13 protein-coding genes and 1 pseudogene are annotated in these 14,206 nt (G+C 69.0%); 3 read left to right on the forward strand and 11 right to left on the reverse strand.

Annotation, left to right across the window (positions count from 1 at the left end; genetic code table 11):
- From B551_RS02190 to B551_RS25955, 6 genes and pseudogenes are all read right to left on the reverse strand, one after another.
- Nucleotides 1-1,152, reverse strand: a pseudogene (locus B551_RS02190) (two-component sensor histidine kinase); the annotation flags it as partial.
- 68 nt (nt 1,153-1,220) lie between these two features.
- Nucleotides 1,221-1,853, reverse strand: coding sequence for a potassium-transporting ATPase subunit KdpC (gene kdpC, locus B551_RS02195; protein ID WP_006580039.1), 633 nt, complete (start codon nt 1,851-1,853; stop codon nt 1,221-1,223).
- 47 nt (nt 1,854-1,900) lie between these two features.
- On the reverse strand, nt 1,901-4,099 hold the full coding sequence (gene kdpB, locus B551_RS02200) for a potassium-transporting ATPase subunit KdpB (RefSeq protein WP_023263389.1): 2,199 nt from the start codon (nt 4,097-4,099) through the stop codon (nt 1,901-1,903).
- 96 nt (nt 4,100-4,195) lie between these two features.
- Complete coding sequence (kdpA, locus tag B551_RS02205) at nt 4,196-6,004, reverse strand: potassium-transporting ATPase subunit KdpA (RefSeq protein ID WP_006578116.1); 1,809 nt, start codon at nt 6,002-6,004, stop codon at nt 4,196-4,198.
- Nucleotides 6,004-6,096, reverse strand: a complete 93-nt coding sequence (kdpF, locus tag B551_RS02210) for a K(+)-transporting ATPase subunit F (protein ID WP_197498270.1) — start codon at nt 6,094-6,096, stop codon at nt 6,004-6,006. The genes kdpA and kdpF overlap by 1 nt, the downstream gene beginning before the upstream one ends.
- A complete protein-coding gene (locus B551_RS25955; RefSeq protein ID WP_023263390.1) occupies nt 6,093-6,257 on the reverse strand; it encodes a hypothetical protein in 165 nt (54 codons plus the stop codon). Before B551_RS25955 ends, kdpF begins: the two co-directional genes overlap by 4 nt.
- 303 nt (nt 6,258-6,560) lie before the next feature.
- Between B551_RS25955 and B551_RS02215 the strand changes: the two genes are divergently transcribed.
- From B551_RS02215 to B551_RS02225, 3 genes are all read left to right on the forward strand, one after another.
- Nucleotides 6,561-6,764, forward strand: a complete 204-nt coding sequence (locus B551_RS02215; RefSeq protein ID WP_006578114.1) for a cold-shock protein — start codon at nt 6,561-6,563, stop codon at nt 6,762-6,764.
- Between the two features lie 102 nt (nt 6,765-6,866).
- Entirely contained in the window at nt 6,867-7,151 is a 285-nt protein-coding gene (locus tag B551_RS02220; RefSeq protein ID WP_006578113.1) for a hypothetical protein, read from the forward strand.
- 20 nt (nt 7,152-7,171) lie between these two features.
- Entirely contained in the window at nt 7,172-7,546 is a 375-nt protein-coding gene (locus B551_RS02225) for a hypothetical protein (protein WP_023263391.1), read from the forward strand.
- Nucleotides 7,547-7,580: 34 nt separating this feature from the next.
- Here B551_RS02225 and B551_RS02230 read toward each other — a convergent pair whose 3' ends face one another.
- From B551_RS02230 to B551_RS02250, 5 genes are all read right to left on the reverse strand, one after another.
- Complete coding sequence (locus B551_RS02230; protein WP_023263392.1) at nt 7,581-9,164, reverse strand: TerC family protein; 1,584 nt, start codon at nt 9,162-9,164, stop codon at nt 7,581-7,583.
- Between the two features lie 136 nt (nt 9,165-9,300).
- Complete coding sequence (locus B551_RS02235) at nt 9,301-10,641, reverse strand: LLM class flavin-dependent oxidoreductase (RefSeq protein WP_006578109.1); 1,341 nt, start codon at nt 10,639-10,641, stop codon at nt 9,301-9,303.
- A 29-nt stretch (nt 10,642-10,670) separates the two neighbouring features.
- Nucleotides 10,671-11,888 carry an acyl-CoA dehydrogenase family protein gene (locus B551_RS02240; RefSeq protein WP_006578108.1) on the reverse strand — a complete coding sequence of 406 codons (1,218 nt, stop codon included), beginning with the start codon at nt 11,886-11,888 and terminating at the stop codon, nt 10,671-10,673.
- Between the two features lie 217 nt (nt 11,889-12,105).
- Nucleotides 12,106-12,627: a single-stranded DNA-binding protein gene (locus B551_RS02245; RefSeq protein ID WP_006578107.1), complete on the reverse strand. Its 522-nt coding sequence runs from the start codon at nt 12,625-12,627 to the stop codon at nt 12,106-12,108.
- Between the two features lie 183 nt (nt 12,628-12,810).
- Nucleotides 12,811-14,088, reverse strand: coding sequence for an MFS transporter (locus B551_RS02250; protein ID WP_043436915.1), 1,278 nt, complete (start codon nt 14,086-14,088; stop codon nt 12,811-12,813).
- Nucleotides 14,089-14,206 lie beyond the last annotated feature (118 nt).

Here is a 14,206-nt window from a genome sequence, read left to right on the forward strand (position 1 = left end):
CGGCGCGCCGACCAGCGGCGACAGTGCCAGCGCCAGCAGCGAACGCGCGCGCTCGGCCAGCGAGTCCCCGCCGCGCCGCCAATCGCCCGGCGCGCGTCCGATCACCACCTTGGTCAGGTTGTGCCGCCGCACGTAGCCGGCCACCGCCTGCACCATGTCCGCACCGGCCAGCGTCTCGGTGCGCGCGCCCAGCTGCTCGGCCATCCGCATCGCGTGCTCGAGCCGGACCCTGGCCCGCTCCGACGGCGGCGCCAGCCGTGGCGTGGCGACCGTCACCACATGCCAGTCGCAATCGAGCTGGTCCGCCAGCCGCCGCGCGCTCTTGACCACCTGCGCGGCATCGTCGCCGCTGCCGATGCAGGCGAGCACCGCCTCGCGCGTGCGCCATACCGGCTGCACCGGTTCGGACTGGCGCCACGCGCGCACGTCGTGATCGACGCGTTCGGCGGTGCGGCGCAGCGCAAGCTCGCGCAGCGCGATCAGATTGCCCTTGCGGAAAAAATGGCGCGCGGCGTGGCGCGCCTGCTCGGGCAGATAGACCCTGCCCTCCTTGAGCCGGCGCAGCAGCTCGTCGGCCGGCAGGTCCACCAGCACGACCTCGTCGGCGCCATCGAACACCGCGTCGGGCACGGTTTCCCAGACCCGAATGCCGGTGATGCCGCCGACCGCCTCGTTCAGGCTGTCCAGGTGCTGGACGTTGACGGTGGTCCAGACATCGATGCCGGCGGCGCGCAGCTCCTGGATGTCCTGCCAGCGCTTGGGGTGGCGGCTGCCCGGCGCATTCGAATGCGCCAGCTCGTCGACCAGGATCAGCGCGGGTCGGCGCGCCAGCGCGCCGTCGAGGTCGAATTCGCGCAGCACGCGGCCGCGATAGGGCACGTCGCGCATCGGCAGCCGTTCCAGGCCGGCCAGCAGCGCCTCGGTCTCGGCGCGGCCATGCGTTTCCACCACGCCGATCGCCACATCGGTGCCCTGCGCCAGGGCCGCCCTGGCGGCGGCCAGCATCGCGAAGGTCTTGCCGACGCCGGCCGACGCGCCGAAATACACGCGCAGCTTGCCGCGCGCGGCACGCTCGCCCTGCTGCTGGACCATCCGCAGCAGCGCATCGGGATCGGCGCGCGCACCGGCATCGCGCAATTCGGCTTCGGTCATCGGCAATGGAACCGGACTGGGCCAAGGCAGAACAAGAGAAAGGCCATTCTGCCACGGCACCCGCGGCACTACTTCGGACCGGGCTCGCCGAGCGAGTCCAGCGCCAGGTTCAGCCGCAGCACGTTGACGCCGGCATCGCCGAGCACGGCCAGCGCGGGCCGGTCGGTGTTGGCGGCGATCAGCTCGCGTACCTGCTGCAATGTCAGGCCGCGCGCACGCGCGACCCGCGCCGCCTGATACTCGGCCGCGGCCTGGCTGATATGCGGGTCCAGGCCGCTGCCCGAGGCGGTAACGAGGTCCACCGGCACCGGCGCCGTGTTGCCCGGGTCGGCCGCGCGCAACGCCTCGATGCGTGCGCGCGCCGCGTCCGCCAGCGCCGGATTGCTGGGGCCGAGATTCGAGCCGCCCGAGGCCGCCGCGTTATAGGGCATCGGCGCGGTGGCGGACAGCCGGCCCCAGAAGTAGCGCGGCTCGGAGAATGGCTGCCCGATCAGCGACGAGCCGATCGTCCTGCCGTCCTTGACGATCAGCGAGCCGGCCGCCTCGTGCGGAAACACGCTTTTGGCCAGTCCCGTGACGATGGCCGGATACAGCAGGCCCGTGAGCACCGACAGCGCGGCGAAGACGGTCAGCAGCGGGCGCAGCATGCCCGGCTGTTCGGCGGCAAGGGGCGCGGCCTGCGGCGATGCGTGGGTATTCATCATGGTGTCCTTCGATTCGATGATTCAGCGATTGCGTGATCCGGCGCTCAGGCCCAGCCCAGCACGGTCAGCAGCATGTCGATCAGCTTGATGCCGGCGAACGGCACCAGGATGCCGCCGAGGCCGTAGACCAGCAGGTTCCGCCGCAACAGCACCGCCGCGCCCAGCGGCCGGTAGGCGACGCCCTTCAGCGCGAGCGGAATCAGCACGACGATGATCAGCGCGTTGAAGATGACGGCGGACAGGATGGCCGACGCCGGCGTGGACAGCCCCATCACGTTCAGCAGCCCCAGTTGCGGATAGGTGGTGGCGAACGCCGCCGGAATGATGGCGAAGTACTTGGCGATGTCGTTGGCCACGCTGAACGTGGTCAGCGACCCGCGCGTCATCAGCATCTGCTTGCCGATCTCGACGATCTCGATCAGCTTGGTCGGATTGCTGTCGAGGTCGACCATGTTGCCGGCTTCCCTGGCCGCCTGCGTGCCGCTGTTCATCGCCACCGCGACATCGGCCTGGGCCAGCGCCGGCGCGTCGTTGGTGCCGTCGCCGGTCATCGCCACCAGCCGCCCCTGCGCCTGGTACTGGCGGATCAGCTTGAGCTTGGCCTCGGGCGTGGCCTCCGCCAGGTAGTCGTCGACGCCCGCTTCCGCGGCGATCGACGCCGCGGTCAGCCGGTTGTCGCCGGTGATCATCACGGTCTCGATGCCCATCCGGCGCAGCTCGCCGAAACGCTCGCGGATGCCAGCCTTGACGATGTCCTTCAGCTCGACCACGCCCAGCACGCGAACCTGGCCGTGCTGCTCGTCGGCGACCACGAGCGGCGTGCTGCCGGCGCGGGCGACATCGTCGACGGCCTGCATGACGGCATCGGGAAACTTGCCGGCGCGCTCGGCCACGTAGCGGCGCACCGCATCGGCCGCCCCCTTGCGCACGTGGCGCGGCCCGCCGTTGCCCTGCAGGTCCACGCCGCTCATCCGCGTCTGCGCGGTGAAGGGCACGAACGTGGCATTGCGCTGCGGCACATCGGGGATGCGCAGGTCCGCCTGTTGGCGGGCCAGCGCGACGATGCTGCGGCCTTCCGGCGTGTCGTCGGCCAGCGACGACAGCCACGCCGCCTCGGCCAGCTGCGCCGGCGCCACGCCCGGCGCGGCAATGAACCGCGACGCCTGGCGGTTGCCATGGGTGATCGTGCCGGTCTTGTCGAGCAGCAGCACGTCGACGTCGCCGGCCGCTTCGACCGCGCGGCCCGAGGTGGCGATCACGTTGGCCGCCATCATCCGGCTCATGCCTGCCACGCCGATGGCCGACAGCAGGCCGCCGATGGTGGTCGGAATCAGGCAGACCAGCAGCGCCACCAGCACCGTGACGGTCACAGGCACGCCGGCCCTGGCCACCAGCACGCTGTAGACCGAGAACGGCTGCAGCGTCGCGGTGGCCAGCAGCAGCACGATGGTCAGGCCGACCAGCAGGATGGTCAGCGCCAGCTCGTTCGGCGTCTTCTGCCGTTTGGCGCCTTCGACCATCGCGATCATCCGGTCGATGAAGGTTTCGCCCGGATTGGCGGTGATCCGCACCACGATCCAGTCGGACAGCACGCGCGTGCCGCCGGTCACCGACGAGAAATCGCCGCCCGATTCGCGGATCACCGGCGCCGATTCCCCGGTGATCGCGCTCTCGTCGACCGACGCGACCCCTTCGATCACCTCGCCATCGCCGGGGATCATGTCGCCGGCCTCGACCAGCACCACATCGCCGCGGCGCAGCGCCGTGGCCGCGCGCGGCTCGATCGCGCCGCCGCGCCGTCCGTCCTTCAGCACGCGCGCCGTCACCGTGGTGCGCAGCCCGCGCAGCGCCGCGGCCTGTTGCTTGCTGCGCCCTTCGGCAAGCGCCTCGGCGAAGTTGGCGAACAGCACCGTGAACCAGAGCCAGACCGCGACGGCCAGGATGAAACCGGCGCTCTCGCCGCCAGCAGACGCCGCGGGCGCGAAGGCGGCGCGCAGGAACAGGATCGTGGTCAGGATGCTGCCGGCATAGACGACGAACATCACCGGATTGCGCAGCTGCTGGCGCGGCGACAGCTTGCGGAAGGCCGACGCAAGCGCGGGCTTGAGCAATTGCGGTGCGAACATGCCGTGCGCCGCGGCACGGTCGGAAGTGGGAGAGCGATCGGCCAAGGGCGTGGCGGCCGACATGTCGTCCGGATTGCCGCCGATCTCGGCCGCATTGGCCGTCGATTCTTGTTGCATGGGATCTCCGCAGTGCGCTAGAGAGGAGGAACGGACGTCGACGCTGCAAGTCGGCGCGTGGCGTCCGATGTCATCAAGAGAAAGAGAACGCCTGGCTCATCGAACCGCGGCGCCTTGCAGTTGCTCGGCCACTGGACCGAGCGCGAGCGCCGGCACATAGGTCAGCGCACCGACCAGCAGCACCGTGCCGGCCAGCAGCACCACGAACAGCGGTCCGTGCGTCGGCATGGTGCCGGCGCTCGCCGGCACGCGCTTCTTTGCCGCGAGGGTGCCGGCCATCGCGAGGACCGGGACGATCACCCAGAAGCGGCCGAACCACATCGCGGCCGCCAGCAACGTGTTGTAGAACGGCGTGTTGGCCGACAGCCCGGCGAACGCGCTGCCGTTGTTGTTCGCCGCGGACGACAGCGCGTACAGGATCTCGGAGAACCCATGCGTGCCGGGGTTCAGCACGCCGGCGCGGCCGGCGTCGGCCATCACCGCCACCGCGGTGCCCAGCAGCACCAGCAACGGCGTGACGAGAATGACGACGGCCGCCATCTTGATCTCGTAGGCCTCGATCTTCTTGCCCAGGTATTCGGGCGTGCGGCCGATCATCAGGCCGGCGATGAACACCGCCAGCACCGCATAGACCAGCATGCCGTACAGGCCCGAGCCGACGCCGCCGAACACGACCTCGCCCAGCTGCATCAGCAGCATCGGCACCAGCCCGCCGATCGCGGTGAACGAATCGTGCATCGCATTGACCGCGCCGCACGATGCCGCGGTGGTGATCGTGGCGAACAGCGCCGATGCCGCCAGGCCGAAGCGCGTTTCCTTGCCTTCCATATTGCCGCCGTCCTGCCAGGCTGATGCGGCGCTGTCCACCGGCAATCCCGCCAGCGCCGGATTGGCCTGGTGCTCGGCCAGCACGGCGACGCACGCCATCGCGACGAAGATCGCCGTCATCGCCGCGAGCACGGCCAGGCCCTGGCGGCGGTCGCCGACCATCTCGCCGAACGTGAAGCACAGTGCGGCCGGGATCAGCAAGATCGCCAGCATCTCGATCAGGTTGGCCAGCGCGGTCGGGTTCTCGAACGGATGGGCCGAGTTGGCGTTGAAGAAGCCGCCGCCATTGGTGCCGAGCATCTTGATCGCTTCCTGCGACGCGACGGGACCCATCGCCAGCGTCTGCTGTTCCGTACGGACCGGCTCGACGATGGGCTGGCCCAGGGCACTCCGCAGCGGCTGCCCGGCGGCATCGGTCTTCGGCACCGTGTATTCGACCGCCGACACCATCGACACCTGCTTGTAGGCATCGAGGTTCTGGATCACGCCCTGGCTGACCAGGGCCAGCGCGATGACGGTCGCGATCGGCACCAGCACGTACAGCGTGGTACGGGTCATGTCGACCCAGAAATTGCCGATGGTCGCCGCGCTCTGCCGCGCGAAGCCGCGGATCAGCGCAAACACCACGGCGATGCCGGTGGCCGCGGACACGAAGTTCTGCACGGTCAGGCCCAGCATCTGCGTCAGATAGGTCATCGTCGATTCGCCGGCATAGCCCTGCCAGTTGGTGTTCGCGACGAAACTGATGGCCGTGTTGAACGCGGAATCGGGCGACACCGGGCCGAAGCCCTGCGGATTGAGCGGCAGCATGCCCTGCAAGCGCTGCAGGCCATAGACCACCACTACACCGAGCACGTTGAACGCCAGCACGGCCATCGCATACCGCTGCCAGCCCATCTCGGCATCGGCGCGTATGCCGGCGGCGCGATAGAGCAGGCGCTCGAGCGGCCGCCCCCAGGCGGTCCACGCGTATTGGCCGTCCTCGACGGCCCGGCGCAGATAGCGTCCAAGCAGCGGGGCGATCGCCATCAGCACGGCGAGATACAGGGCCAGCAGGCCGATGAACTGCGTGGTCATCAGAATTTCTCCGGGCGCAGCAGCGCGATCAGCAGATAGACGAAGAGGGCCGCGGCCATCGCCGCGGCCAGCAGATCGGTCCAGTCCATCATTGCCCCCTGCCCGGGGTGGCGCCGCGCGGCGCCGAGTCGTTCGCCGGGCCATGCTGGCCCGCATTGGCCGGTGCGCGCGGCGCCAGCGCGACGCACAGCCGCAGCAGCACGGCGCCGAGTCCGGCGAAACCGAACAGTACGATCAGGAAGATCCCGTCCATGGCAAATACCGAGAGTGATACCGGCTTGCAGATTAGGGATGGACGGCTAAAAACGGGGTAGAAAGGCGGCGGTGAGGCGTAAAGAAGGTATAAAGATGCGGCAACCGATGTCGTCAATCGATTTGCGGCATTGTTTTGACAGCCCGGCACATGACCTGTATAACGGGAACCGCAGGATCTTCAAGCAAGCACGTCGATTACCGAGTTGGCCGCCCCCGGCTCCGCCACTTCTTCTCCATGTTTCTTCTTGATCGTCATGCCCCTCGGGACATTCGTCCGATGGGAACAGTCCAGGAGATAGTCATGGATACCGGTACCGTAAAGTGGTTTAACGATTCGAAGGGCTTCGGCTTCATTACGCCGGACGCCGGCGGCGACGATCTGTTCGCGCATTTTTCCGAAATTCAGGGCAGCGGCTTCAAGTCGCTGCAGGAAGGACAGAAGGTGCGCTTCGTGCGCGGCGTCGGCCAGAAGGGCCCGGCCGCCACGAAGATCGAAGCGATCTGACGCTAGCCACGAAAACCCCGCACCTGCGGGGTTTTTTATTGCCGGCGGTTCTTTTGCTGATTGCAGCAAGCCGGCGTCCACGTTGTTCAACAGGAGCGATGCATGGACTCCCTTCCGACCGCCAGCTACAAGGGCTACGAGCTCTATCCGCTGGTCTACCGGCGCGCGCCGGTGCAGACATGGCCGCGCACCAAGCCCGAACTCGCTTTCGATGTCTCCGTGATGATCTGCGTCGAGGGCCAGCCGCCGGGCAACGAGCAATCGCGGCTGTACCGCCTGACCAGCGGATCGTGCGAGAACGTCGGCACCGCTAGGCGCGCCGCCGTCGACTACGGCCGCGCCATCATCGACGGCCTGGTTCCGACCGAAACGCTGCCTACGGCCTGAAGCGCCAAAGCGAGCCCGCCATGAGCGAAGCCGTCAGTTACCTTTGTACGTTGCCATGGGCCGGCACCAGCCTTGCCTACCATGTCAGCGTCAACTTCGCCGGTTCCGGCGAATGCGATTGCGTGCGCTTCACCAGCTTCGTCGGCGTGGGCCGGCGCTCCTTTACGATCCGCGCCGGTGCGGGCGCTGACCTGCGCACGCTGACGCGCGACGGCGAGGCGCTGTGCCGGCTGGCCATCGGCCAGGCGCTGCGCGACGCGTTGCACGACAAGACGCTGGCCGGCGACCACCTGCTCGATGCGCTGGCCGCACCCTGGCAAGGCGAGCTGCGCCCGGTACGGTCGCGCGACGCGAGCCGGCCCGCCCGTTCGCGGTTGCAGTCGTTCGGCGTGTAAGGCGGGACGGGTCGACGCGCGGATCGTCGATCGTTCAGCGTTCCCGCTGTCCGGCATCGGCGGCCGCCTGCACCGATTCGGCGCCGAGCCGCACTACTTCGATGCGATCGATGCGCCGTTCGGTCGCCTCCACCACCGTGAAGCGATAACCGTCCAGATCGATCGCACTGCCCGCGGGCGGCACGATGCCGAAGCGGTCCAGCAGCAGGCCGCCCAGCGACGCATAGCGCCCCTGCGATTGCGTCCACGGTTCGCCCAGTTCCAGCACATGGGCCACCGCATGCAGATCGGCACTGCCGTCGATCAGCCAACGCCCCTGTCCCGCCGCCGCGATGGTCGGATGTTCATCCTCGTCGGGGAACTCTCCGGCGATCGCCTCGAGCACGTCGACCGGCGTGACGACCCCCAGCACCGCGCCGTATTCGTCGGTCACCAGCACCAGCTGGCCGCGCGAGGCGCGCAGCGTCTCCATCAACGGCAGGATGCGGATCGATTCCGGCACCACGATCGGCGGCCGCAGGCTTGTCTCGTCGATGCGGCCCTGTTCGGCCAGAGTGCCGATCAGGTCCTTGCCGCGCGCGACGCCAAGGATCTCGTCCAGCTGTCCGCGGCAGACCGGAAAGAAGCTGTGCGGCGTGGCGAGGATCTGCCGGCGCAGCGTGTCGGCATCCTGCTCGATATCGATCCACGACAGTTCCGAGCGCGGCGTCATGATCGAGCGGACCGAGCGTTCGGCCAGCGACAGCACGCCGCTGACCATGGTGCGCTCCTCCGGCGCGAACGCGGCCGGCGCGGCGGTATCCGGCCTGACCGGCTCGCCGGCCTGCCCTTGCGCCGCACGGCGCGCACCCAGCAGGCGCAGCACCGCATCCGCGGTGCGCTGCCGCATCGGCCGGCGCGCCTCGTAGCGCAGCAGATTGCGGCGCGCCAGCTGGTTCAGCGCCTCGATGCCGACCGAGAAGCCAATCGCCGCGTACAGATAGCCCTTCGGGATATGGAAGCCGAAGCCATCGGCAACCAGGCTCAGGCCGATCATCAGCAGGAAGCTCAGGCACAGCACGACCACGGTAGGGTGGGCATTGACGAAGCGCGTCAGCGGCTTGGACGCGAACAGCATCACCGCGATCGCGACCACCACCGCGACCATCATCACGCTCAGGTGGTCGACCATGCCGACCGCGGTGATCACCGAGTCCAGCGAGAACACCGCATCGAGAATGACGATCTGCGTGACCACCAGCCAGAAGCCCGCATAGGCGGGCTTCTCGACCTCATGCTCGGGCTTGCCTTCGATCCGCTCGTGCAGCTCCAGCGTGGCCTTGACCAGCAGGAAGATGCCCCCGGCCAGCAGGATCAGGTCGCGACCCGAAAATTCCAGCGGACCGAGCGCGAACAGGGGCCGCGTCAGCGTGACCAGCCAGGACATCACCGACAGCAGGCCCAGCCGCATGAACAGCGCCAGCGACAGGCCGATGATGCGCGCCTTGTCGCGCTGCTCCGGCGGCAGCTTGTCGGCCAGGATCGCGATGAAGACCAGGTTGTCGATGCCCAGCACGATCTCGAGCACGATCAGCGTCGCCAGGCCAATCCATATCGTGGGGTCAGTCAGCCATTCCATGTGAGCGTCGTCGTGTGGGGCAGCAAGGGGCCGCCGCGATCGGAATGGCCGCGGCAGCCGGATACGCCACAGTGTAGGGCCGGGCCCGGCTACCGCGTCAATAGGAGGGAGGATGACAAGCGCGGCGCGCGTTCGATCAGGCGGCGGCGCGCGCCGGCGTCCTGCCGGCAGGACGCGCCAACCCAAGATGTTCGCGCAGCGTCGCGCCTTCGTACTCGGTACGGAAGATGCCGCGCCGCTGCAGGATCGGCACCACGCCGTCGACGAAGTCCTGCAGGCCGTCGGGCAGCGCGTCCGGCATCAGGTTGAAGCCATCGGCCGCGCCGTGACGGAACCAGTGCTCGATGTCGTCGGCGATCTGCTCGGGCGTGCCGACGATCACGCGGTGGCCGCCGCCGCCCGCCAGCTCGCGGATCAGCGCGCGCACCGTCAGGTTCCGCCGTCTCGCCGCCGCCAGCGTCGCGCGGAAGAAGGTGTGGTTGCCATTGGCCGGCACGGCCAGATCGTCGGGCAACGGCGCATCGAGCTGCAGTCGCTCGGCCTCGATGCCGAGCGTGCCGGCAAGACGGTTCAGGCTGTAGTCCCATGGAATCAGGTCGACCAGCGCATCGCGCCGCTGCCGCGCCTGCGCCTCGGTGGCGCCGATGATGGTGGTCAGGCCCGGCAGCACCTTGACCGCATCCGCACCGCGCCCCAGTGCTCCGGCGCGTGCATTGATGGCGCGCTTGTACGCCAGCGCCTCGTCGAACGACTGCGCTGCCGAAAACACGGCCTCGGCATGGCGCGCGGCGAGCTCGCGGCCATCGTCGGAACCGCCGGCCTGGAACAGCACCGGATGGCCCTGCGGCGGCCGTGGCAGGTTCAGCGGACCGTGCACGTCGAAGAACGCGCCATGATGGCCGACCGGCTGCAGCATCGCGGTATCGACGAAGCGCCCGCGGGTCTTGTCACCGATGAAGGCGTCGTCCTCCCAGCTGTCCCACAACGCCTTGACCAGCGTCGTGAATTCGTCGGCGCGCGCGTAGCGCTGGCCGTGATCGGGCGGGGCGGCCCGGCCGAAATTGCGCGCCGAGCCCGCATCGGCGGTCGTCACCACATTCCATCCGGCGCGCCCGCCACTGACATGGTCCAGGGTCGCAAAACGCCGCGCGACGTTGTAGGGCTCGTTGTAGCTGGTCGATACGGTGGCCACCAGCCCGATATGCGTGGTCGCGGCGGCGACGCAGGCCAGCAGCAGCGTCGGCTCCAGCGCGGTGATCGGACGGAAATGGATCTGGTCGGCGATCGACGCGTTGTCGGCAAGGAAGATCGCATCGAACTTTGCGGCCTCCGCGATGCGTGCCACGCGCACGTAGTGCTGCACGTCGACGAAGGCGCGCGGATCGCTGGCGGGCAGGCGCCAGGCCGACGGCACGAAGCCGGAATGCAAGGCGTTGATGTTCAGATGCAGCTGGCGCGGCGGTGTGGTCGATGTCATCGCGGGTCTCCGATTGCCCAGGACATGGCTCAGAACACCCGGCCTTCGGTCAGGTGGGTGGTCTCGCCGTTCAGGTGATAGGCGCCGACCACGCGCGCCTTGTGCAGCAGCGGGTTGTGGCTGAAGATCGTGCGCAGGTTGCGCCAGTGGCGGTCGAAGTTGTAGCGCTTCGCCGTGAACGTCGCCCCGCCCGCCTCGAACATCCGCTCGCCCACGTGCAGCGCCAGCTTGCTGACCACCAGCTGTGTCTGCGCCGTGGCCAGCGCGCCCTGCAGCACCAGCGCCTCGGCATCGTCGGCGCCAGCCAGCAGCGCGTCGGCCGAGCGGTCCAGCATGCGCGCGTTGTCGCGGACCAGCGCATCGATCGCATGGCTGTGCGCGGCCAGATCGCCGATCACCTGCTGGATGAAATGGTCCTCGCGCGCGGACGGCGCCGGACTGTGCAGCGCGGGACGGCCGTGGTCCTGCACATAGCGCCGCGCATCGGCCCACGCGTTGCGCACGATGCCGGCCGCCACCGCGACCAGATGCAGCTGGCGCAGCGCGCCGCAATGGCGGCCGACCAGCGTGCTGTTGCCGCGCCGGGTCACCTCGTCGGCAAACACCTGCACGTCATCCAGCACCAGGCTGCCGCTGGCCGTCATGCGCTGGCCCATGCCGTCCCAGTCGTCGACCACGCTGAAGCCGGGGCGGTCGGTCGGGATCACGATCGAGGCATCGGCGCCGTCGGCGTCCTTGACGTTGATGCGTGCGTAGTCGGCAAAGGCGGTGCCGGTCGAGTAGTACTTGCGGCCGGACAGCCGGTAATGATCGCCGTCGCGGCGCAGCGCCGTGGTGATCTCGCCGGGCCGGGCGGTACCGGCCTCGGTCGATGCCCCGCCGAAGATGGCGCCGCCGACGATGCGCTGCACCTGCACGTCGTTGAAGGCCGAGCGCGGCGACAGCCGCAACGACTCGGTCTGATCGAAATGGATGCGCAGCGCATGCGCGACGTTGGACTCTTGCGCCGCAATGGTGGCGATCACCTCGAACAGATCGGCCAGCGAGCCGCCCAGCCCGCCCCGCTCCGCCGGAATCCGCAACAGCCCCAGGCCGGACTGCCGGAACAGCGCAAAGCCCTCATAGGGCAGCAGACGCCGCGCCTCGCGCGCGGCCGCATCGGTACCGATCTTCTGCGCCAGCTCGGGCAGCGACTCCAGCGCGGCCCGCAGGGCGCGGCGCGCGTCGAAGTCCAACGGGGCATTCATTGGCAGGTCCTCCTGGCCGGATCAACAGGCTACGAGGATAGGGACGCTGCGCCTGAAGCGGAACGAAGGAAAGGGGATATCGATATCCGCGCGGGTGTTCTTTGGATAGGCGCAGAGACGCGATCCCGCGCGCAACATCGGCCGCCCCAATGAAAAGAGCCCGCATGAAGCGGGCTCGATCGGCTGCCGGTGAGGCAGTGAAGCGGGGAGGAGGGACTCAGAACGGAATGTCGTCGTCCATGTCCTCGAAGCCGTTCGACGGCGACTGCTGCGGCCGGCGTGCGCCACCGCCCTGGCCGCCGCCACCACCTTGCGCACCGCGGCCGCCGCCACCACCGCCATAGCCGCCGCCCGACGATTCGCGGGCGTAGCCGCCGCCTTCGTCGCCGCCGCCACCACCACCCTGGCGCGAGCCGAGCATCTGCATTTGTTCAGCGACGATTTCGGTGCTGTACTTGTCCTGGCCCGACTGGTCCTGCCACTTGCGGGTGCGGATGCGGCCTTCGATATAGACCTGGGAGCCCTTGCGCAGGTACTGGCCGGCGATCTCGGCGAGCTTGCCGAAGAAAGCCACGCGGTGCCATTCGGTCAGCTCCTTCATGTCGCCGCTCTGCTTGTCCTTGTAGCGGTCGGTGGTGGCCAGCCGGATATTGGTCACGGCATCGCCACTGGGCATATAGCGCGTTTCGGGGTCCGCGCCGAGATTGCCGACGAGGATGACTTTGTTGACGGATGCCATGAGGTGTTCTCCGAGAACCGCGCCCCGATGGGCGGCGCGGCAATGTGCTGACTGGTTTGACTCTTTCGACTGATTCGCGCCGGGCGCGCCGATGGTAGTGCGGGCCGGCGCCGCAAAGCGTGTCCGCGTGATGCGGCCGTCGCCGTGACCGCCGCGGTTACATCGTGCCCGGCAGGCCGCCGCTCAGTGCGCCGGCTGCGGCTCGCTGTCCGGGCCGCCGTGGCGGACCCTGGCGGGCGGCGGCTTCATGCCCCAGGCGATTATAAGCCAGAGGACCAGCACGGCCGCGCAGCCGTGGAAGACCGCGCTGCGGCCGGCGTGCTGCAGCAGCCAGCCGCCGACGGCGCCGCCGAGGAACAGCCCGATCGCCTGGGCCGTGTTGTAGACGCCGAGCGCGGCGCCGCGCGATGCCGCCGCATAGCGCGACACCAGCGAGGGCTGCATCGCCTCCAGCACGTTGAATGCCACGAAAAACAGCAGCAGCACCCCGACGATCGGCCACAGGCCGTGCACCGCGGCGAACAGCAGCTGCACCGCGGTCATCAGCGCGACCGCGCCGAGCAGCACCGGGCGGATGCGGCCGTAGCGCTCGGCCGCCATCATCGGCGCCAGCATCAGCAGGAACGACACCAGCACGACCGGCAGATAGATTTTCCAGTGCGAATCGACCGGCATGCCGGCATCGGCCAGCATGCCCGGCACCACCATGAACATCGCGACCTGGGAGGCATGTAGCGCCAGCACGCCGACGTTCATGCGCGCGAGGTCAGGATTCAACAGCACCTTCGGCAAGACCCGGTGCAGCGGCAGCTGGTCCGGATGGGGCGGCGGCGGGGTCGGTACCAGGAACAGCGTGACGGCGATCGCCAGCAGGCCCAGCACCGACATCAGCGTGAAGATTCCCGGCATGCCGATGGTGCGCAGCAGCGGCGAGGCAATCACCAGCGACAGCGCGAAGGTCAGGCCGATGCTGCCGCCGACCATTGCCATCGCCTTGGTCCGATGGCGCTCGCTGGTCAGGTCCGCGATGCAGGCGGTGATCGCGGCCGAGATCGCGCCCGTGCCCTGCAACGCGCGGCCGGCGATGATGCCGGTCAGCGTGTCGGAGAACGCCGCCACCAGCCCGCCCGCGACGAACAGCAGCAGGCCGCCGATCATCACGGGCTTGCGGCCGATGCGGTCGGACAGCCAGCCAAGCGGAATATGCAGGAAGGCCTGCATCAGGCCGTAGATGCCCATCGCCAGGCCGATGCGCTGGGCGTCGTGCCCGTCGGGCAGCGTGCGCGCGTATTCGGCGAAGACAGGCAGGATCAGGAACAGGCCCAGCATGCGCAGCGCGAAGATGCTGGCCAGCGACACGCTGGCGCGCAGCTCGACACGGGTCATCCGTGCGGAGGCCGCACCGGCTGCGCGTTCGGCACCATCGGCCGCGGCTGGGGAAGAAGTCTGGGTCGACGGCATTGCGCTCGTGGGGACTCGGGTGTGACGGGTGGCCGGCCGTGCGCCGGGCCCCGCGCCGCGGTACGCGGCCATGCCGGGGCGCCATCCAAACCGCCACCGTGGCCACCGTGCCGGGCGC

Source organism: Cupriavidus sp. HPC(L) (genome assembly GCF_000307735.3).
Taxonomy (GTDB): Bacteria; Pseudomonadota; Gammaproteobacteria; order Burkholderiales; family Burkholderiaceae; genus Cupriavidus.